We start from the raw sequence: 20071 nt of genomic DNA, 5'->3' as shown, positions 1-20071 counted from the left end.
TTTTGAAAACTTCAAATAAAATAGCATTAGGTGGAGGTTGTCATTGGTGTACTGAAGCTGTATTTCAATCTCTACTTAGTGTTTTAAAAGTTGAACAAGGTTTTGTGGCTTCAACAGGAAATTATAATACGTTTTCAGAAGCAGTTATTGTTCATTTTGATGAAAAAGAAATTTTATTGGAAACACTTATAGAGATTCATTTGTATACTCATAAAAGCACATCCAATCATTCAATGAGAACTAAGTATCGGTCGGCTATATATGTGTTTTCTGAGGCTCAAAAAGAAAAATCAGAAAAAGTTCTAGAATTATTTCAAAATCAATTTGAAAATAAACTAATAACCAAAGTCTGTCCTTTTGATAGTTTTAAAATGTCTAGAGAGGCTATTCAGAATTACTATTATAGTAATCCTACAAAACCTTTTTGTGAAAGATTTATCAATCCGAAGTTACTGTTATTATTGAAAAAGTTTTCAAAATATGCAGATCAAAATAAATTAAAGTATTTAAAAAATGAGCAGTACAAAACTGAATATTCAAAATAAAAAAGGGCATAAATTACAGGCGTATTTAGAGTTACCGGTAGATCAAAAACCGCAACATTATGCTATTTTTGCGCATTGTTTTACCTGCAGTAGTTCCTTGGGGGCGGTACGCAATATTAGCAAATCTCTCACAAAGCATGGATTTGGAGTGGTGCGATTTGATTTTACAGGATTAGGGAGAAGTGAGGGCGAATTTGCAGAAAGCTATTTTTCGGCAAATGTTGATGATTTAATAGCGGTTAACGATTTTTTAAATGAAAACTATAGAGCGCCCAGTCTATTGGTTGGGCATTCTCTAGGAGGTGCAGCCGTTATTGTTGCAGCTTCTAAATTAGAAAATATAAAAGCAGTTGCTACTGTAGGAGCACCTGCAACAGTAAGTCATGTAACGCATTTATTTTCTCATGGCATTGATGCGGTTAAGGAAAAAGGCGAAGTTGAAATTAATATTGGAGGCAGACCATTCAAAATAAATAAAGAATTTGTTGATGATTTTAGTAAAGTAGATTTGCCTGAAATCACAAAAAACTTACGAAAACCTTTGTTAATTATGCACGCACCTTTTGATACTATTGTTGGTATTGAAAATGCTCATAAATTGTATCATGATGCTCATCATCCTAAAAGTTTTGTAAGTTTAGATAATGCAGACCATCTATTGACAAATTCGAAAGATAGTAGGTATGTTGGTAATATAATTGGTACGTGGGTACAACGTTATTTTGAACAACAAGACAATACGCTCTTAGACACTAAGGGAGAACAATTGGTGGCGTATTTAAATCTTATTGAGGATAAATTCACAACATCAATTCAAACCAAAAAGCACAATTTTATAGCAGACGAACCTGCAAGTATTGGAGGAGATGATTTTGGACCTTCACCTTATGATTTTTTAAGTGCAGGATTAGCCGCATGCACCGTTATGACTTTAAAAATGTATGCTGAACGTAAGAAATGGGATTTACAAGAAGTGTATGCCTACATAACCTATTCAAAAAAACATAGTGATGATTTGATGTTAGATTTAGATGCTCCAAAACGTATAGATCATTTACAAAAACGATTAAAGTTTATAGGTGATTTAAACGATACTCAAAAAGCGAAATTAAAAGAAATAGCATCTAAATGCCCTGTGCATAGAACGTTAATATCTGATACTGTTATAGAAACCGAAGTCATTAACTAATGAAAAAAACAATACAAAAATTGGGTTGGGTTTAGCGGCTTTAGGTCGGCCAGAATATATCAATATCAGAGATAACGATGCTATCGATAGATCTGAAAAAGCTTTTAAACAAAACACAATGTTGGTTTTAGATGAAGCTTATAAGCTAGGTGTTCGCTATTTTGATACGGCTCCTTCTTATGGGAAAGGAGAGGCGTTTTTACAAGAGTGGAATGCTTCCAGAAATTGTAATGATGCTGTTTTAGGTACAAAATGGGGTTATACTTATGTGGCAAACTGGGAATTAGGTTTTGGCGGTAAACACGAAATTAAAGAACATTCAATTAATAAGTTGCTTGAACAATGGGAAGTATCAAAACAAATGCTTCCAAATCTAAAGTATTATCAAGTACATTCAGCTACTTTTGAAAGTGAAGTTTTAGAAAATAGCGATGTTTTAAATCAGCTTTCAGAAATTAAAAGAGATACAGGATTAAAAATCGGCATTACAACAAGTGGTCCAAATCAAAAAGAAGTGATTAAAGCTGCTTTAAAAATTAAAGTAAATAATGATGCATTATTTGATAGTTTTCAAGTAACATATAATGTGTTCGAGCAATCTGCCTTTTCAATTTTAAAAGAAGTTTTAAAAGAAGGTAAAAGCGTCATTATTAAAGAAGCTCTAGCTAATGGACGTGTTTTTCAAAATGAAAAATTTAAACATTACTATGAGTCTTATAAATTGGTAGAAGGTTTGTCAAAAAAGTATAATGTTGGTGTTGATGCTATCGCTCTACGTTTTGTTATAGATAACCTAAAACCTACATTTGTTCTAAGTGGCGCTTCAAATAAAATTCAGTTAACTCAAAATTTAAAAGCTCTAGATTTTAGTTTGACTCAAGAAGAGTTACAATTGTTAAAAGCCCAAGAAATATCCCCAAATACGTATTGGAATGAGCGAAACACTTTAAACTGGAATTAAAAGAATGATTATCTTTAAAAAATTAATCCAACCCTATATGAAATTTCAAAAAATAGCATCTTTCGTTATAGTTATATTGATACTTAACGCTTGTGCAACTTATAAAACCCAGTATAATAATAGTAGTTTCCAAAATGATTATCCAGATAAAGAGATAGCGCATTCGTTTTACTTAATTGGTGATGCAGGTATTTCTGGCGAATCAGAATCTTCAGAAGGAATTGGCGCATTTAAAACTGAATTGTCTAAAGCTTCAAAAAACAGTACTGTTGTTTTTTTAGGTGATAATATTTACCCGAAAGGTTTACCAAAAAAAGGGGATGAAGGTCGTGCTTTGGCTGAAAGTCAATTAAATGCTCAAATTAATTCAGTTAAAGGTTTTAAAGGTGAAACTATTTTTATTCCAGGTAATCATGATTGGTATAGTAATGGCTTGAAAGGTTTAAAAAGACAAGAGAAATATATTGAAGATGCTTTAGGCAAGAACACGTTTTTACCAGAAAATGGATGCCCGATTGAAAAAGTTGAGATATCTGATGATATTGTTATGATTGTTATTGATTCTGAATGGTACTTAACTAATTGGGATAAGCATCCAACAATAAATGATGATTGCGAAATTAAAACGCGTTTTAAGTTTTTTGAAGAGTTAGAAGGTCTAGTCAAAAAAGCACGAGGTAAAACTACAATTATTGCAATGCATCACCCAATGTTTACTAATGGACCTCATGGAGGACAGTATTCTTTTGGAAGCCATTTAAAACCTATTCCTGTTTTAGGAACTTTAAAAAATGTTTTGCGAAAAACAAGTGGTGTATCTCCTGCTGATTTACAAAACAAAAAATATAACGCTTTTAAGAAGCGTGTTGTAACGATAGCTCAAGAAAATGATAAAGCACTTTTTGTTTCTGGGCACGAGCATAGTTTGCAGTATTTAGTTCAAGATAATTTACCACAAATTGTTAGTGGTTCTGGTTCAAAATCTACAGCAACACGAAATGTAAGTGGCACTTTTTCGTCTAGTGATTCTGGTTTTGCAAGATTAGATGTGTTTAAAGACGGATCCTCAATCGTTCGGTTTTATTCAGTAAAAGCGGATAAGGTGATTTTTCAAACTGAAATATTTTCAGAAGATAAAAAAGAAAGTCTTGAAAATTATGATGCTGCATTTTCAGACCAAAAAATGGCATCAGTTTATTCAGAAAAAGAAGTTGAGAAAAGTGGTTTTTACAAATACATTTGGGGAGAACGTTACAGAAAATATTATGGAACAAAAGTAAATGCGCCAACAGTTAATTTAGATACTTTATTTGGCGGCTTAAAGCCATATAGGAAGGGAGGTGGTCATCAATCTAAATCACTTCAATTAATAAATAAAGAAGGGAAACGTTATGTAATGCGTGCCATAAGGAAAAGTGCTACGGTGTACTTGCAAGCTATGGCTTTTAAAGACCAATATATTGAAGGACAGTTTGATGGTACAGCTACCGAAAAATTATTACAAGATTTTTACACAGGTTCTCATCCTTATGCGCCTTTTGTAACAGGAGGTCTGTCTGATGCGGTTAATCTATACCATACAAATCCTATATTATATTTTGTGCCTAAACAGAATGCTTTAGCTGCGTTTAATTCAGATTTTGGAGATGAATTGTATATGATTGAGGAGCATGTGTCTGATGGACATGGCAATCTTAAAAGTTTTGGTAATTCAAATAAAATTGAAAGTACTGATGATTTAATGAAGAAGTTACGCAAAGATGAAAAATACGTAGTGGATGAAGATATGTTCTTAAGAGCAAGATTGTTTGATATGACAATTGGAGATTGGGATAGACATACAGATCAATGGCGTTGGGCAGAGTTTAAAGAATCTGATAAAGTGATATATAGACCAATTCCGAGGGATAGAGATCAAGCTTTTTCTAATATGGGAGATGGTGCTTTAATGAATTTAGCTACTCGAATTGTACCACCATTAAAACTCATGGAAGGTTTTAATGATGATATCAGAAATGTAAAAGGCTTTAATTTTAGTCCGTTTTCGTTAGATATGATGTTGTTAAATGAAACTACTAGAAAACAATGGGAAGCGCAAGTTGCTTTTATTCAAAAAAACTTAACAGATGAAGTTATAGATAACGCATTTAAATCGTTTCCAAAAGAAGTTCAAGATGAAACAATTACTGAAATAAAACGAGTGCTTAAATCTCGACTTAAAAACTTGCCTGAAATAGCAAATAGATATTATAAAGCTCTTAATAAAACGCCGTTAGTGCGAGGAACTGATAAAGATGATTTGTTTGAAATAGAACGTATGCCAAATGGAAATACGAAGCTAACAGTATATAGAATAAAAAACGGAAAGAAAGGTATTATCATACATCAAAAAACATATGATAGAGAAGATACTAAAGAAATTTGGATGTATGGATTAGATGATGAAGATGTGTTTGAAGTTAAGGGTGAAGGCGATAATCTAATTAAGCTAAGACTAATTGGTGGTCAGAATAAAGATACTTATGCTATTGAAAACGGAAAGAAAGTTAAAATCTATGACTATAAGTCTAAGAAAAGTGAGTTTATTACTAATAAAGGCAGTAAGAACTTAACGAATGATTATGAAACGAATATTTATGATTATGCGAAGCCAAAAAATAGTGCTAACCAATTTACGCCTTTGTTGGGTGCAAATCCGGATGATGGATTTAAAATAGGTTTTGTAAATACACTTACTAATTACGGATTTGAGCGTAATCCATTTAGTTCTCAACATACTATTTCAGGAGCGTATTATTTTGCTACAAGCGGGTTTGATTTTGAATATAACGGAGAGTTTGCCAATGTAATAGGTACATGGAACTTAGGGTTGAATGCTAAATATACAAGTCCGAATTATGCGGTTAATTTCTTTGGATTTGGGAACAGTACACCTAATTTGAATGCAGATGATGAGGATAATTTTGATTTAAACTATAATCGTGTAAAATTAAGTAAGTTGAAATTTGCACCATCTTTAAATTGGAGAGGAGATTAGGAGCACATTTTAAATTAGGGTTAAGTTATGAGTCTATTGAAGTTGAAGAAACTAGTAATCGATTTATAAATGATTTTATTGGTGGAAATAATATAGAGGTTCAAAATGATTTTGTTGGAGTAGAGGCTATGTATAGTTATCAAAATAAAGATAACGAAGCATTCCCAACTTTAGGAATGCAAACCAGTTTGCAATTGGGATATACTTCTAATATTGATGAGTCAAAAGGCTTTGCCTATTTTATTCCTGAACTAGGTTTCGATTATAAGTTAGATGCTAGCGGACAATTAGTTTTTGCTACACATGCACAAGCACATTTTATTTTTGGAGATGATTTTGAGTTTTATCAAGCGGCAAATTTAGGAGCAAATAACGGATTGCGTGGTTACAGAAATGAACGCTTTTCAGGTGAAAATTCTTTTTATCAAAGTACAGATTTACGTTTAAATCTGCGTAAGGTTAAAACAGGGTTACTACCATTAAATATTGGAGTTTACGCTGGTTTTGATTATGGTCGTGTTTGGGTAGATAATGATATGGTTTCAAATAGCACCTTTAATTCAAACATATGGAATACCTCAATAGGTGGAGGTGTTTTTGCAAATGCTGCAGATATTATGACATTAAATCTATCGGCTTTTAATAGTGATGATGGTTTGCGTTTAGCGTTTAAGGTTGGTTTCGGTTTTTGATGCAAAGCGTCACCCTGAACTTGTTTCAGAGGCTCATCTTTGTAGTGTAATTTTTAATCAATTTATCCGTCTACTATAGTGTAAAATTTAATTAAATGAAAAGTAGTTTTAAAGACATAATAAATTCTGAAAAAATAGTATTAGTAGATTTTTTGGAACTTGGTGTGGGCCTTGTCAAGCGTTAATGCCAATTCTAAAAGACGTAAAAGATGAAGTTGGTGATGCAGTAAAAATAGTAAAGATAGATATAGACAAGAATAATGAGCTTGCTGTAAAATATCAAGTGAGAAGTGTACCCACAATGATTTTATTTGTAGATGGTGTACCCAAGTGGAGACAATCTGGGGTATTACAAAAAAATGATATTTTAAATGTTATTGAAGCACAAGGAGGTATTACGGTTTAATTTATTTTAAATTCATATAAATTACCCCCTTCACTTTTATTTTTTTCATCAGTAATGTAAACAGAATTAGAGTTTTTAAAACAAATCCCCTCTTTTTGAGAATTATGGTCAAACTTTAGTTGTTGGATGTTGCCTTTGAAGAAATCATCATTTTTAAAGTCGGTGATTTTCCATAGTTTGTTATGATTAAGTAAAACTACAGTTTTTCCATTATCACTAATATCAGCAGATGTAATTCTGTGATTTTTGCCATCTAAATTGAATTTTTCAATCAAAACGGCAGTATGCAATCCAACTTGGTTAGGAACTTTAAATAACATGCTCGATTTGTTTTCTTTACTAAAAATATAGAAGTTATTGTTCCAAAGAAAGAAGGCCTCAAAGTCTTTTGGTTTTATATTTTTAGGTAACATAAAATTGATGCGTTCTGCTTTTGTTTTTTTGTCCTTTAAATTAGAGACTTTATAAATTGTAAAATCGTCTCTATTTTTACTGTTATTTCCAAAATCTCCAATATATAGATTACCTTTTTTATCAGAAGTTAAATCTTCCCAATCAATATTACTAGAGTTACTGATATCAATATCTTTTACAATATTTCCTTTTAGGTCTAAACCAAAGATGTTGTTTTTATTTCCAGAATCTTCAATGGTCCAAAGTAAATCAGAATCAACTACTTTTTCTATAGCTGAAGCTTCTTTTAAACTACTTGGTAAATCTGTTAAAACACTCAATTTTTCATTGCCACAATTGAGGAAAATAAGAGAAAGGATGACTAGAAATTTATTCATTTTAGGTAGTAAGCATTTATATTGGTAAATTTACAGAGATATTTTCGTTTTAAAATTTATTATTAAAAAATCATTTTCTAAATAAACTAAATTTCTAGTAAACAACTACTGCTATTATATGACTACAGTAAACGATTTGTTAAATCTTTTAGTATTAGAAAAAATAAATGATCATACATTTAATGGTGTAAGTAAAACAGTAGGGAGTCCTATTGTTTTTGGCGGTCAGGTTTTGGCGCAAGCTATAAATGCAGCGAGTAGAACTATAAAGAATAATAGGGTATTACATTCCATGCATTCCTATTTTTTGGAAGCAGGCAATTTAGATATACCTATCACGTATAATGTTAGTATTGTTAGAGATGGTGGTAGTTTTTCAGTAAGACGCGTAACTGCGCATCAAAATAACACAACAATATTTATATTATCCGCTTCATTTCATAAAAAAGAAACGGGTTATAATCATCAAACTGAAATGAAGTCAGGTTTAAAACAACCTGAAGAATTATTGAGTTGGACAGACATGTTGAAACAATATGGCGATTTTTTACCAAAAAGTTTAAAAGCTTTTTTGAAATAAAGCGTCCTATTGAATTTAAACCAACTAAATTTGTAAATCCGTTAGAAAAGAAAAATCTAGAACCCTACTATGATGTTTGGTTTAAACTTAAAGGTAATGTAGAAGATTTAAATTTAGCTACAAAACAGCAAATTTTAACTTACGTTTCCGATTATAATATTCTGGTTTCCGCGTTAAACCCTCATGCTAGTAAAGCGCATTGGGGCAATACGCAAACCGCAAGTTTAGATCATTCTATGTGGTATTTTAGAGATTTTGATTTTAACGATTGGTTACTTTTTTCTTTAGAATCTCCTAGTGCTTCAAACGCTAGAGGATTTGCTAGAGGAAACATTTTTACTAGAGAAGGACAATTAATTGCCTCTGTGGCACAAGAAGGTTTAATGCGACCTAAAAACTAAATAACGATGACGAATCCATTAAAAATAGGACATAGAGGTGCTAAAGGGCACTTTGCCGAAAACACTATAGAATCTATTAAAAAAGCAATGGAACTGGGTGTTGATGGTATTGAAATAGATGTGCATAGATGTGCTACAGGTCAGTTGGTGGTTTTTCATGATTTTACTTTAGATAGAATGACTGATGCTACTGGTGAGATTTCAAAGCAACCACTTAAAGAACTGAAAAGAGCTGTGGTTAAAGGGTATTGCCAAATTCCAACCTTATCTGAAGTTTTAGCTTTTGTGGATAATAAAATTTTAATAAATATTGAGTTAAAAGGACAAGATACTGCAAAAGAAGCGGCTAGATTAATTACTTTTTTTGTAGATAAAAAAGGCTGGGAGTACAAAAATATAATTGTCTCTAGTTTCCAGAAAAATCTACTAGAAACTGTTTACGAAATAAATGATAAAATACCTTTGGGTGTAATTACTGAAACGAATTTAGAAGAAGCAGTTGCTACAGCAGAGTCTGTAAAGGCAGTATCTATTCATTTAAATTACACGATGTTAACTGAAGAAATTGTAGAGCAATTAAAAGAAAATTATAAAGTTATTGCTTTTACTGTAAATAATTTAAATCCTATAAAGCGTATTAAATCTTACGGTGTAGACGGTATGATTACAGATTTTCCAGATAGATTATGATGCAAAAAAGCGTCATAATTATAGGTGGCGGAGCAGCAGGTTTCTTTGCGGCTATTAATATTGCAGAACAAAATCCCAATTTAAAAGTTGCTATTCTAGAGCGAGGAAAGGAAGGTTTGACTAAAGTTAAAGTTTCTGGTGGCGGACGTTGTAATGTCACACACGCCGAATTTATTCCTCAAGAATTAGTACAAAATTACCCGCGTGGAGAAAAGGAACTATTAGGGCCTTTTCATCATTTCATGACAGGCGATACTATTGAATGGTTTGAAAATCGAGGTGTCGCACTTAAAATTGAAGACGATGGCCGAATGTTTCCTGTTTCCAATTCATCACAAACCATAATTAATTGTTTTTTAAATGAAGCTGAAAAGCATCAGGTTGAGGTGTTTTATAATCATTCTGTTAAGTCCATTTCAAATGAAAATGAAGTGTTTCAAATTGAAACTTCTCAAGGTAGCTTTTCATCCGAAAAAGTATTGATAGCAACTGGTAGTAATCCTAAAATATGGAATTTGCTTCAAGATTTTGGACATTCAATTTCACAACCTGTACCATCATTATTTACATTTAATATTAATGATAATCGTATCAAAGACATTCCTGGAGTTGTAGCTCAAGATGTTGAAGTAAAAGTTTTAGAAACAAATTTATGGAGTGAAGGCCCACTTTTAATTACACATTGGGGCATGAGTGCACCTTCAATATTAAAACTGTCTGCTTTTGGAGCTTTAGAATTGGCTAAAAGAGATTATAAATTCAAAATTGAAATAAATTTTATAAAACAGTCCTTTGAAGATTGTTTAGAGCTTTTAAAAACATTAAAACAAGATTTAGCTAAAAAAACAGTTTTTAAATCTACTCAATTTGAACTTCCAAAACGACTATGGCATAAATTAGTTTTAACTTCCAATATGGATGAAGAAACACGATGGGCAGATTTGAATAAAACACAATTAGAAAATTTAGCGAGTCAATTAACACAGGCTGTTTTTAAAGTTGATGGGAAAAGTACATTTAAAGAAGAGTTTGTAACCGCAGGAGGCGTAAATCTTAAAGAAATCAATTTTAAAACCTTTGAAAGTAAGTTCGTCAAAAATCTCTATTTCGCAGGAGAAGTATTAAATGTTGATGCGGTAACAGGAGGTTTTAATTTTCAAAATGCTTGGACTGGGGCTTATATTGCATCTCAAAATATTTCAAAATAAATGAATACATACATCGCACTTTTAAGAGGCATAAACGTAAGTGGTAAAAAGAAAATTCCAATGGCTGAACTTCGAGAATTACTTTCCAAAATTGGACTCAAAAATGTGCAAACTTACATTCAAAGTGGTAATGTAATATTTCAATCTTCAGAAAACGATAAAGAAAAACAAGCATCAAAAATCCACAATGCCATAAAATCTCATTTTGGTTTTGAAGTGCCAATTTTAGTGTTATTGCCTCTGGAATTAAAACAAATTTTTGATGATAGCCCTTTCTCTGAAGAAGAAAAAATGAAAAGCTATTTTATGATGTTATATACAAAAGCTAATACTGATTTAGTAGATGAAATATCAAAGCTGTCTTATCCGAATGAATATTTTGAAATAACAGATAAGTGTGTTTATTTTTTTTGCTCAGTAGGTTACGGCAAGGCAAAATGTAGCAATAATTTCTTTGAACGAAAATTAAAAGTTACAGCCACAGCAAGAAACTATAAAACTATGGTAAAGTTGTTATCTTTGTCGGCAGAATAATTGCCATGATAGAAAATAAATTTATTCCAAAACCATATTCAAATACCATTGAAAAAGGAAGTTTTAAATGGTCGTCTCCTAGTAATATTGCTTTAGTGAAATACTGGGGAAAAAAGGAAAATCAAATTCCTGAAAACCCATCGATTAGTTTTACACTTGACAATTGTAAAACAACCACAAATTTGAGTTTTTCAAAAAAGGAAAATAATGATGAGTTTTCTTTTGAAGTGTATTTAGATGATGAAAAGAAAGACGATTTTAAACCAAAAATAGAAACCTTTTTTAAAAGGGTTGAGGCTTACTTACCTTTTTTAAAAGCATATCATTTTAAAATTGAAACCTCAAATACATTTCCGCATAGTTCTGGAATTGCATCTTCAGCTTCAGGTATGAGCGCTTTAGCCTTGTGTTTGATGAGTATTGAAAAAGCATTAAGTTCTGATGTTTCAGAAGTGGATTTCATTCAAAAAGCTTCATTCTTAGCACGTTTAGGTTCAGGAAGTGCTTGTAGAAGTTTAGAAGGTGATTTAGTAGTTTGGGGGAAGCATGAAGCCATTGAAGGAAGTTCAGACTTATTTGGTGTAAAATATCCTCATAAAGTTCATGATAATTTCAAAAACTATCAAGACACCATTTTATTAGTTGATAAAGGCGAAAAACAAGTGAGTAGTACTGTTGGTCATAATTTAATGTATGGGCATCCGTTTGCTCAAGAACGTTTTAAACAAGCTAATAAAAATCTTTCAGATATGGTTTCTATTTTGAAAGATGGTGATTTAGATAAGTTCATAGCTTTAGTTGAAAGTGAAGCATTAACACTTCATGCGATGATGATGACTAGTATGCCATATTTCATTTTAATGAAACCAAATACTTTAGAAATAATAAATAAAATATGGGCTTACAGAAAAAAAATAGGTTCTAAAGTTTGTTTTACTTTAGATGCTGGTGCAAATGTACACATGCTATATCCAGAAAATGAAGCTGAAAAAATAGGCGAATTCATTAAAAATGAATTAGTTGCATTTTGCCAAAAAGGTCACTATATTAACGATAAAATTGGTTTTGGAGCAAAACTATTGTAATTTTGCATAACCAAGTCACAAGTTGCTTATGAAAGGACCTTTGTTTTACTCAAAAATATTACTCTTCGGAGAATATGGAATTATAAAAGATTCTAAAGGCTTATCAATTCCTTACAGTTTTTATAATGGTGCTTTAAAGAAAGATGAAAACCCTTCTGAAGAGGCTATCAAGTCTAATGAAAGCTTAAAGAGATTTGCAAAACATATTCAAAATATAGACGATGCTATTGTACGTTTTGATAATGAACGTTTGCAAGAAGATGTAAATTCTGGAATGTATTTTGATTCTTCAATTCCTCAAGGTTATGGTGTTGGTAGTAGTGGCGCACTTGTAGCAGCACTCTATGATAAGTATGCGTTTGATAAAATTACAGTTCTTGAAAATTTAACTAGAGAAAAACTTTTAAAATTAAAGTCCATTTTTTCTGCAATGGAATCCTTTTTCCATGGAAAATCTTCAGGACTAGATCCTTTAAATAGTTATTTAAGCATTCCAATTCTTATCAATTCTAAAGATAATATTGAAGCTACAGGCATTCCTGCTCAACAAAGCGAAGGTAAAGGCGCTGTGTTTTTATTAGATAGTGGTATAATTGGTGAAACCGCACCAATGGTAAGTTTGTTCATGGAAAACATGAAGCAAGAAGGTTTCCGTAGCATGCTTAAAAATCAATTTATAAAACATACAGATGCTTGTGTAGATGATTTCTTAAAAGGCGATGTAAAGTCTTTATTTAGAAACACAAAACAGCTTTCAAAAATTGTTTTAAATAACTTTAAACCAATGATCCCTAAGCAATTTCATGAGCTTTGGAAAAAGGGATTAGATACTAACGATTATTACCTAAAACTTTGTGGTTCTGGTGGAGGTGGTTATATACTTGGTTTTACAGAAGATATTCAAAAAGCAAAACAATCCTTATCAGATTATAAATTAGAGGTCGTTTACAACTTCTAAACCCATTTACTGTCATCCTGAACTTTGTTTCAGGATCTCATCAAACTTTTTCAGATGTTATCTAGAAGACAGAAACATATACTACTCAAATTTTTCAGTATGTTTTCTGTAGTTCGTGGTTATAATATTCTCATTGTAGTTATCGCGCAATACCTAACGGCAGTTTATATTTTAGCATATAACAAACCAGTAAAACAGGTGGTGTTTGATTTAAACTTGTTCATGATAGTGCTTGCATCTGCAGCAACCATAGCAGGTGGTTATATTATAAATAGTTTTTACGATTCAGAGAAAGATTTGATAAATCGTCCAATAAAATCTCGGTTAGATAGGTTGGTAAGCCAAAATACCAAACTCTCATTTTATTTTACACTCAACTTTTTGGCGGTAATTATGGCAAGTTATGTGTCATTTAAAGCCGTAATATTCTTTTCTATTTACATATTTGGAATTTGGTTTTATTCACACAAGCTTAAAAAGTTATCTTTTATTGGCAATTTAACTTCGGCAATTCTTACTATTACTCCATTTTTTGCCATTTTCATGTATTACAAAAATTTTGAAACAGTCATTTTTGTACATGCCATATTTTTGTTTTTAATGATTTCCATGCGGGAACTCACAAAAGATTTAGAAAACATAAAAGGAGATATTGCTCAGGGTTATACTACAATTCCGGTAATATATGGCGAGAAAACCTCCAAAATAATGTTAACTACTTTGGCTGTTTTCACATTAATACCTTCTTATTTACTATTGTTTTATTTCGAGGTTGGTTACATGTACCTTTTCTTTTACTTAAGTATGTTTTTATTAGTAGTCTTTTTGATATTATTATGGAAATCTTCGACTAAAGTGCAATATTTAATATTACATAATATTTTAAAATTTATAATTCTTGCAGGTGTTTTTAGTATTTTATTGATAGACGTGAGTGTTATTTTAAACCGAATTTAAATGCAAAACTTATTAAAAGTAGCCTTGGCTCAAATTTCGCCAGTATGGTTAAATAAAACTGAAACTCTAAAAAAAGTAGAAGAATCTATAATTGATGCTTCCAAAGAAGGTTGCGAATTGATAGTTTTTGGGGAAGGCTTAGTACCAGGGTATCCATTTTGGTTGGCTTTAACCGGTGGTGCTGAATGGAACACAAATATAAATAAAGAAATACATGCGCATTATGTAAAAAATGCGATTACTATTGAAGATGATGATTTAGAAAATATTTGCAAATTAGCAAAAACACATAATATTGCTATTTATTTAGGCGTTATAGAACGCCCGTTAGATAGAGGAGGACATAGTATTTATGCGTCTTTAATTTATGTAAATCAAGAAGGAGAAATAAAGTCCGTACACCGAAAACTACAACCAACTTATGATGAGCGTTTAACTTGGGCGCCAGGAGATGGCAACGGCTTGCAAGTGCACCCATTAAAAGATTTTACTGTTGGTGGTTTGAATTGTTGGGAAAATTGGATGCCATTACCTAGAGCGGCATTGTATGGTTTGGGAGAAAATTTACATATTGCTGTATGGCCAGGGAGTGACCATAACACAAAAGATATTACTCGTTTTATTGCCAGAGAATCACGAAGTTTTGTTATTTCTGTGAGTAGTTTGATGACTAAAAAAGACTTTCCTAAAGGTACACCACATTTAGATAAAATATTAGAAAAAGCCCCAGATGTTTTGGCTAATGGCGGAAGTTGTATAGCGGGGCCAGATGGTGAGTGGGTAGTAGCACCTGTATTACATAAATCAGGGTTAATTATTGAAACTATTGATTTTAATAGTATTTATGAAGAACGCCAAAATTTTGATCCTGTAGGGCATTATTCAAGACCAGATGTTACCAAATTGACTGTAAATACTGAGAGGCAATCTACAGTTAAGTTTAATAAGTAAATAAACGTAAATAGTAGATTTTAAATCTATCTTTGCAAAAAATTAAAAGTAATGAACAGACAACAAGGCGGTAAAGGAAAAGGAAAACTAAAAGGGCGCGAAAACAGAGATAATCGTTCTAAGGGTTACGCAAAAGGAAATCCGCCAGTTAAGAAAATAAATACTCAAAAGAATACTCCAAGTAATTCTGATGAAATACGTTTGAATAAATATGTAGCAAATTCTGGAATGTGCTCACGTCGAGAGGCCGATGTTCATATTGCTACAGGATTAGTAGCTGTAAACGGAAAAATAATTACTGAAATGGGCTTTAAAGTTAAGCCCGGAGATGAGGTACGTTATGATGGTGCTAGAATAAGCCCTGAAAAGAAAGCTTACGTTTTACTTAACAAACCAAAAGGTTTCGCAACTACAACAAGCGAGGGTAAAGGTAGAACGGTTATGGATTTGGTATCAAACGCTTCAAATTCTAAAATAAAACCAATTGGACGTTTAGGACGAAACTCTAAAGGATTGTTGCTGTTTACCAATGATGATGCTATAGCAAAAAAGTTTACTAACTCAAAAAATGGCGTAGCTCGTTTGTTTCATATAGAACTAGATAAAAACTTAAAACTAGAAGATTTAAAAAAGATTCAAGGTGGTTTTAAAGTTGAAGGAAAACTTATTGAAGTTGAAGAAATAAGCTATATAGATGGTACCTCAAAAAAAGAAATAGGTTTAAAAATCAAGAACACAGGTAACACAATTATCCGAACCATTTTTGAATATTTTAAGTATGATATTTTGAGTTTAGATTGTGTTGCTATTGGACACTTAACAAAAAAAGATATTCCACGTGGAAGTTGGAAACATTTAACTGAACAGGAGTTAAATACTTTGAGGATGCTATAAGACCTATTTTTTTAATCGGTTATATTGAATTTCTTCTATTTTAAAAATGAAGTTTCTAAATTGCTTTGTAGTTTGTAAAACCTATTAGTTATTAGGTTTGCCCGCGTTAGGGATAGTAGTGGTTGGCCCAAAGCTTTTGCGTCTTTGTGCATAAGTGAGGACTTGTAACCGATAGCCCGACCCTTATGGTAACGCCCAAATAATTTCAACTATTTTTTGTATTTAATAGCGTTTGTTTTTTCTTTGTGTAACATAAAGTTAACCTTCGGTTTTTAGTTTTATGCCCTCGGAATTTGCATATGAATTTTGTAGAAGTGTTGTTGCGTTTTTATTTTTTATGTATCTTTTGAGTACTTAAATTAACCAAATCAAATAAAATACCAACCATGAAAAGTAGAAATAATAATTTAAAACGGGTTATCGTAGACTTTAAGAAGTTAACCCCAGAAATTTTAGCCTTACTAGTAAATAAGTATCCTGATGGTTATGATGATGATCATATTGTAACTTTTAAAAATCAACATAACGAACTTATTGAGGCCGTTGAAGTGATTACGGAAGACACGAAATATTTAGTAAAAGTAAGTGCTAAACTTGTTGTGACTATGGAGAATTATGATGTAGATGATTATGATGCTTTTGAAAATGACGACCCTGAAGCAATACAGCCACCAATAATGGATGAATAATAAATATTTTTAGTACTATGAGAACAGCCGCTTTTAAGTCTTACAGGAACGGTTATTACAATTTTTGGTTTGAAAATGGAGAGGAGTTAGCCTTTGAAGAAGTGCATCCGCGTGTTTTAAAGCAATTTGATTTGAAGAATGATGAAAACCTAATTGATAAAGATTTTAGAATTACGTTTATTGAAGATGGTACTGATGATGAGCCTATTTATAGAGTCGAGAGTTTGAAACTGCTTTAATTTAATAGTAATATTTTTTCTGATTAATGTTACTTCATTACTTTTGAATAAATAACGTATATTTAATAAGCAAATTAGGGTTTGATATTTAACTCTTTTTTAGTGGCATGTTTTTTGAACACTACTTATTCTAAAATAAAACTTAATAAAATGAAGACTAAAAAAATTATTGTTTTAAGTGGTTTGGTTTTAAGCCTATTATCACTTTCAAGTTTTAAATCTATTGAATATTCTGATGAAATTGTTTCTGTAGAAATAGTTCAGGAAGGTTTTATAGTTTACGCAACTTTTGATGGAAAAAAGGATAATGTTTATACTTTTAAGGTAAAGGATAAAAATGGCAAAGGGCAAATACTTACATTCCAAAATGTTGAGCATAAAGTATTGAAAAAAATCGATTTGAATTCTAACAGCTTGGTGGGTACTATGTATAAAATCACCTTTAGTAGAGATTTAGAATCTGCTAATGGGGAAACAAAAACTATTACAAAGTTGGAGAAGTTGTAAAAGACTTGTAATAAAATCAAAAATATTTTAGGCTTCCAATTTGGGAGCCTTTTTTATGAAAACTTCCCATATAAATACGCCATAAACAACTATATACTCTAAAGCAATTACCCAAAGGTTTTCCGATTTATCTGCTTTGTTTAGGTTGATGTAAGCCAGATAACTAAGTATGATTACAAAACTCCAAACAAGCGGAAATTTATATTTGGTAAATACTGAAAGTATCAAAAGTGTAGCTATATACCATGGGTGTACCGTTGTAGTTGTAAAATAGTAAAATGATAAAACCAATAGCATCGCAGTTATAAGTTGAATTGGTGTTTTATTTCTTCTGAAAAAAGTTAAAATTAATACAAAAGAACCACAATAATTGGAGTTGCTCTTTCCAATTATAGCAATTTCATTGTAGCCTCTAAATGTGTAACCAATAGCTCTGGCTATATAGTATACACTCGCGTTAAACTCAAAATTCTGAAACCAAAGTGCGACAGTTTGCGAATAGTTAGTTATAAATTCTGTGGAATAAAAGGGTAGAAAAAGGAGGAGAGTTGTAATACCTATTATTGAGTAGAATCCAGTTAAATTTATCAGTTTAAGCATAGTCGAAACCTCATTTTTATTCTTTTTAGATATTACAAACCATTGAAAAAATAAAGGCAAAAATATTAAAGGAATTAACTTTACAGAAATTGAAAGTGCTAAAGCAAGCCCAGCCCAATACCATTTACCAGTATACAATAAATACAAGCTCCAAATTAAAAAGAAAATCATTACACCTTCAAAATGAAGGTTTCCTGTAAGTTCAATTATTATAAAAGGGTTTAAAATATACCAGTAGATATTGTACGTAGGAATATTTAGTTTTTCTAAAAGTCTTTTTCCAAAGTGAAGTGTTCCAAAATCTGCAGCAATAATGAGTAGTCGCATTACAAATACTGAACCTAAAATACTTTTACCAGCAAATAATCCTGCAATTACAAAACACAATTGATTTATTGGTGGGTAATTTGTAAAATGGCTCGCATTTAAATCGCCCATACCTGTTCTAAGTTCCTGTGCTTGTGCTATTGGGAACTCGCCTTGACTTATAAAGGATTCTACGGTGTATAAATAGGGATTTAATCCTTCTAAAATCATCCGTCCGTCCCAAATAAAGCGGTAGAAATCTTGTGATAAATTTGGTATGGCTAATATGAAAATAGCTCTAAATACGAAGGACAAATAAGTTAATAGTTTAGGGCTGCTTTTAAATTTTTCAAGAAGTTTATAAAACAAAAAGAACAAGGTTACATAAAGTGTGATGAGTTTTATGTAATCAGTTCTTACTAAATCGTATGCAAATACCCAATAGAATAAGATGCTAAATAACGCCATTAATAATGGCATTTTATAGAGTTTAAGAAAAGTTGGGTTTAGTAGCATCAATCAAATATAGGATTAAAAATTTTTTAAATTATGAATATTGTAAGTATGATGCATGTTAGTTTTTTTATGTGAGTTTTTTTATTTTCGCATTCTAACTAAACAAATTTACTTGTAATGAACTTTAGAAGTTTAGTCGTTATTTTAGGATTCTTTTTACAATACATCAACCTAAACGCTCAAAACGAAAAATTGTCTAATGTTACATTTGAAGGTGATTTTAGATTTCGAGTAGAAGAAGATTGGAATTCCAGAAAATCAGATGGTACTTATAGAACAGACCGGACAAGATTACGCTATCGAGCTAGAGTTGGTGCCAATTATAAATTTAAAAATTGGGCAAACGTGGGTTTGAGAATCCGTACAGGAAACCCCATAAAACAACAAGATCCTCAAATTACTCTAGGGGATGTTTCAAAAGAGTTTGGCACATTGCCTATTGGTTTTGAGAAAATCTTTTTTCAAGCAAAGCATAAAAATTTTTCTGGATGGCTAGGTAAAAATACTTTTCCTTTTGAAAAAAATAACGAACAATTTTGGAGTGATAATGTATTTCCAGAAGGCGTATTTTTAAAAGCAGCTTTTCCTTTAAAGTCTAAAATTTTAAATGAAGTGAGTTTTGGTGGTGGACATTTTATAGTTGTTGCTTCTGGAGAATCTTTGGGAAATGATGGTTATTTTGAAGGTTTTCAGACAAATTTTAAGCTCTTTGATAATAAACTAAAACTATTTCCATCGTTATACATTTTTAAAAATATGCCTGATATTCCGGATGGTGCAGCAACATTTGTATTTGATTATACCATTTTTAGTATTGGTGGAAAACTAAAATTATTAGATAAACCGTTGATACATATTGATGCTGATTATTATACTAACCTTGAAGATTATCAAAACAACCCTAACATCCCCAATAGTTTAAAAAATGAAAATCAAGGTTTTGTAAGTGGTGTAAGCTACGGTCAACTAAAAACAAAAGGCGATTGGTTTTTGAAATTCACATACAATCATTTAGAACGCTATGTCGCAGTAGATTTTTTAACGCAAAACGATTGGGCTAGATGGGATTATTCATCGTTTGATTCTCCAGATGGTAGACTAACGAACTACAAAGGTATTGAGTTTGTAACTGCTTATAAACTCAATAAAAGCATGAATTTAGTTATGAAATATTATTTGGTTGAGCAATTAGTATCTTATGGTAGTGCTTTGGAAAATGGTAGTAGAATTCGGTTTGATATTGATATAAAGTTTTGAACAAGTACCGAAGTTGTTATCTAAAAATGATTTTGGCTGATAGACCCGCGTTAGGGATTGAGCGGCATGTTTGAAATC

The 20071-nt window shown here is 31.4% G+C and carries 21 protein-coding genes and 1 pseudogene; 20 read left to right on the top strand and 2 right to left on the bottom strand.

Annotated features, from left to right (window positions below):
- Positions 1 to 2: 2 nt before the first annotated feature.
- The 6 genes and pseudogenes from AC0L5U_RS10770 to trxA all read left to right on the top strand — a co-directional run bounded on the left by AC0L5U_RS10770 (position 3) and on the right by trxA (position 6830).
- Positions 3 to 545, top strand: coding sequence for a peptide-methionine (S)-S-oxide reductase (locus AC0L5U_RS10770; protein WP_473416423.1), 543 nt, complete (start codon positions 3 to 5; stop codon positions 543 to 545).
- Positions 514 to 1734, top strand: coding sequence for a bifunctional alpha/beta hydrolase/OsmC family protein (locus AC0L5U_RS10765; protein WP_473416422.1), 1221 nt, complete (start codon positions 514 to 516; stop codon positions 1732 to 1734). Before AC0L5U_RS10770 ends, AC0L5U_RS10765 begins: the two co-directional genes overlap by 32 nt.
- A 25-nt stretch (positions 1735 to 1759) precedes the next feature.
- Positions 1760 to 2695 carry an aldo/keto reductase gene (locus tag AC0L5U_RS10760; RefSeq protein WP_473416421.1) on the top strand — a complete coding sequence of 312 codons (936 nt, stop codon included), beginning with the start codon at positions 1760 to 1762 and terminating at the stop codon, positions 2693 to 2695.
- A gap of 37 nt (positions 2696 to 2732) precedes the next feature.
- On the top strand, positions 2733 to 5732 hold the full coding sequence (locus AC0L5U_RS10755; protein WP_473416420.1) for a metallophosphoesterase family protein: 3000 nt from the start codon (positions 2733 to 2735) through the stop codon (positions 5730 to 5732).
- Complete coding sequence (locus AC0L5U_RS10750; protein ID WP_473416419.1) at positions 5717 to 6424, top strand: ShlB/FhaC/HecB family hemolysin secretion/activation protein; 708 nt, start codon at positions 5717 to 5719, stop codon at positions 6422 to 6424. The genes AC0L5U_RS10755 and AC0L5U_RS10750 overlap by 16 nt, the downstream gene beginning before the upstream one ends.
- 95 nt (positions 6425 to 6519) lie before the next feature.
- Positions 6520 to 6830 (top strand): annotated as a pseudogene (gene trxA / locus AC0L5U_RS10745) (thioredoxin).
- Here the strand turns inward: trxA and AC0L5U_RS10740 are convergent.
- Entirely contained in the window at positions 6827 to 7621 is a 795-nt protein-coding gene (locus tag AC0L5U_RS10740; RefSeq protein ID WP_473416418.1) for a hypothetical protein, read from the bottom strand. The pseudogene trxA and the gene AC0L5U_RS10740 overlap by 4 nt on opposite strands.
- A gap of 118 nt (positions 7622 to 7739) precedes the next feature.
- Between AC0L5U_RS10740 and AC0L5U_RS10735 the strand changes: the two genes are divergently transcribed.
- The 13 genes from AC0L5U_RS10735 (at position 7740) to AC0L5U_RS10675 (ending at position 17314) form a co-directional block, all read left to right on the top strand.
- Positions 7740 to 8201: an acyl-CoA thioesterase gene (locus AC0L5U_RS10735; protein ID WP_473416417.1), complete on the top strand. Its 462-nt coding sequence runs from the start codon at positions 7740 to 7742 to the stop codon at positions 8199 to 8201.
- A complete protein-coding gene (locus tag AC0L5U_RS10730; protein ID WP_473416416.1) occupies positions 8135 to 8602 on the top strand; it encodes a hypothetical protein in 468 nt (155 codons plus the stop codon). The genes AC0L5U_RS10735 and AC0L5U_RS10730 overlap by 67 nt, the downstream gene beginning before the upstream one ends.
- Positions 8603 to 8608: 6 nt before the next feature.
- The gene (locus AC0L5U_RS10725; RefSeq protein ID WP_473416415.1) at positions 8609 to 9292 is read left to right on the top strand and encodes a glycerophosphodiester phosphodiesterase; all 684 of its coding nucleotides are present in this window, start codon (positions 8609 to 8611) and stop codon (positions 9290 to 9292) included.
- Positions 9289 to 10500, top strand: a complete 1212-nt coding sequence (locus AC0L5U_RS10720) for a BaiN/RdsA family NAD(P)/FAD-dependent oxidoreductase (RefSeq protein ID WP_473416414.1) — start codon at positions 9289 to 9291, stop codon at positions 10498 to 10500. The genes AC0L5U_RS10725 and AC0L5U_RS10720 overlap by 4 nt, the downstream gene beginning before the upstream one ends.
- Positions 10501 to 11034: a DUF1697 domain-containing protein gene (locus tag AC0L5U_RS10715; RefSeq protein ID WP_473416413.1), complete on the top strand. Its 534-nt coding sequence runs from the start codon at positions 10501 to 10503 to the stop codon at positions 11032 to 11034. It abuts the gene before it with no gap.
- Between the two features lie 5 nt (positions 11035 to 11039).
- Positions 11040 to 12119: a diphosphomevalonate decarboxylase gene (gene mvaD, locus AC0L5U_RS10710; protein ID WP_473416412.1), complete on the top strand. Its 1080-nt coding sequence runs from the start codon at positions 11040 to 11042 to the stop codon at positions 12117 to 12119.
- Between the two features lie 28 nt (positions 12120 to 12147).
- Positions 12148 to 13077 carry a mevalonate kinase family protein gene (locus AC0L5U_RS10705; protein ID WP_473416411.1) on the top strand — a complete coding sequence of 310 codons (930 nt, stop codon included), beginning with the start codon at positions 12148 to 12150 and terminating at the stop codon, positions 13075 to 13077.
- A gap of 54 nt (positions 13078 to 13131) precedes the next feature.
- Positions 13132 to 14034 (top strand): geranylgeranylglycerol-phosphate geranylgeranyltransferase, encoded by a 903-nt coding sequence (locus AC0L5U_RS10700; RefSeq protein WP_473416410.1) that lies wholly within the window; start codon positions 13132 to 13134, stop codon positions 14032 to 14034.
- Positions 14035 to 14985 (top strand): carbon-nitrogen hydrolase family protein, encoded by a 951-nt coding sequence (locus AC0L5U_RS10695; RefSeq protein WP_473416409.1) that lies wholly within the window; start codon positions 14035 to 14037, stop codon positions 14983 to 14985.
- 51 nt (positions 14986 to 15036) lie between these two features.
- On the top strand, positions 15037 to 15879 hold the full coding sequence (locus AC0L5U_RS10690; protein WP_473416408.1) for a pseudouridine synthase: 843 nt from the start codon (positions 15037 to 15039) through the stop codon (positions 15877 to 15879).
- 386 nt (positions 15880 to 16265) lie between these two features.
- Entirely contained in the window at positions 16266 to 16568 is a 303-nt protein-coding gene (locus AC0L5U_RS10685; RefSeq protein WP_473416407.1) for a hypothetical protein, read from the top strand.
- Between the two features lie 17 nt (positions 16569 to 16585).
- Positions 16586 to 16807 (top strand): hypothetical protein, encoded by a 222-nt coding sequence (locus AC0L5U_RS10680; RefSeq protein WP_473416406.1) that lies wholly within the window; start codon positions 16586 to 16588, stop codon positions 16805 to 16807.
- Positions 16808 to 16957: 150 nt separating this feature from the next.
- Complete coding sequence (locus AC0L5U_RS10675) at positions 16958 to 17314, top strand: hypothetical protein (RefSeq protein ID WP_473416405.1); 357 nt, start codon at positions 16958 to 16960, stop codon at positions 17312 to 17314.
- Positions 17315 to 17341: 27 nt separating this feature from the next.
- On the opposite strand, the gene AC0L5U_RS10670 is transcribed toward AC0L5U_RS10675, so the two are convergent.
- A complete protein-coding gene (locus AC0L5U_RS10670) occupies positions 17342 to 18736 on the bottom strand; it encodes an MptA/MptB family glycosyltransferase (protein WP_473418269.1) in 1395 nt (464 codons plus the stop codon).
- A 117-nt stretch (positions 18737 to 18853) separates the two neighbouring features.
- Here AC0L5U_RS10670 and AC0L5U_RS10665 point away from each other — a divergent pair, with 117 nt between their 5' ends.
- A complete protein-coding gene (locus AC0L5U_RS10665) occupies positions 18854 to 19993 on the top strand; it encodes a putative porin (RefSeq protein ID WP_473416404.1) in 1140 nt (379 codons plus the stop codon).
- Positions 19994 to 20071: the final 78 nt, after the last annotated feature.

The organism is Jejuia sp. G7-7, assembly GCF_055808955.1.
This window is presented reverse-complemented; position numbering and strand designations above follow the sequence as displayed.

Bases quoted from the DNA above. Each gene is read 5' to 3' on its own strand.
- mvaD (WP_473416412.1), top strand. From the start codon at position 11,040: ATGATAGAAAATAAATTTATTCCAAAACCATATTCAAATACCATTGAA.
- AC0L5U_RS10725 (WP_473416415.1), top strand. From the start codon at position 8,609: ATGACGAATCCATTAAAAATAGGACATAGAGGTGCTAAAGGGCACTTT.
- AC0L5U_RS10670 (WP_473418269.1), bottom strand. From the start codon at position 18,736: ATGCTACTAAACCCAACTTTTCTTAAACTCTATAAAATGCCATTATTA.
- AC0L5U_RS10665 (WP_473416404.1), top strand. From the start codon at position 18,854: ATGAACTTTAGAAGTTTAGTCGTTATTTTAGGATTCTTTTTACAATAC.
- AC0L5U_RS10755 (WP_473416420.1), top strand. From the start codon at position 2,733: ATGAAATTTCAAAAAATAGCATCTTTCGTTATAGTTATATTGATACTT.
- AC0L5U_RS10735 (WP_473416417.1), top strand. From the start codon at position 7,740: ATGACTACAGTAAACGATTTGTTAAATCTTTTAGTATTAGAAAAAATA.
- AC0L5U_RS10705 (WP_473416411.1), top strand. From the start codon at position 12,148: ATGAAAGGACCTTTGTTTTACTCAAAAATATTACTCTTCGGAGAATAT.
- AC0L5U_RS10690 (WP_473416408.1), top strand. From the start codon at position 15,037: ATGAACAGACAACAAGGCGGTAAAGGAAAAGGAAAACTAAAAGGGCGC.
- AC0L5U_RS10695 (WP_473416409.1), top strand. From the start codon at position 14,035: ATGCAAAACTTATTAAAAGTAGCCTTGGCTCAAATTTCGCCAGTATGG.
- AC0L5U_RS10765 (WP_473416422.1), top strand. From the start codon at position 514: ATGAGCAGTACAAAACTGAATATTCAAAATAAAAAAGGGCATAAATTA.
- AC0L5U_RS10685 (WP_473416407.1), top strand. From the start codon at position 16,266: ATGAAAAGTAGAAATAATAATTTAAAACGGGTTATCGTAGACTTTAAG.
- AC0L5U_RS10715 (WP_473416413.1), top strand. From the start codon at position 10,501: ATGAATACATACATCGCACTTTTAAGAGGCATAAACGTAAGTGGTAAA.
- AC0L5U_RS10700 (WP_473416410.1), top strand. From the start codon at position 13,132: ATGTTATCTAGAAGACAGAAACATATACTACTCAAATTTTTCAGTATG.
- AC0L5U_RS10720 (WP_473416414.1), top strand. From the start codon at position 9,289: ATGATGCAAAAAAGCGTCATAATTATAGGTGGCGGAGCAGCAGGTTTC.
- AC0L5U_RS10680 (WP_473416406.1), top strand. From the start codon at position 16,586: ATGAGAACAGCCGCTTTTAAGTCTTACAGGAACGGTTATTACAATTTT.
- AC0L5U_RS10740 (WP_473416418.1), bottom strand. From the start codon at position 7,621: ATGAATAAATTTCTAGTCATCCTTTCTCTTATTTTCCTCAATTGTGGC.
- AC0L5U_RS10675 (WP_473416405.1), top strand. From the start codon at position 16,958: ATGAAGACTAAAAAAATTATTGTTTTAAGTGGTTTGGTTTTAAGCCTA.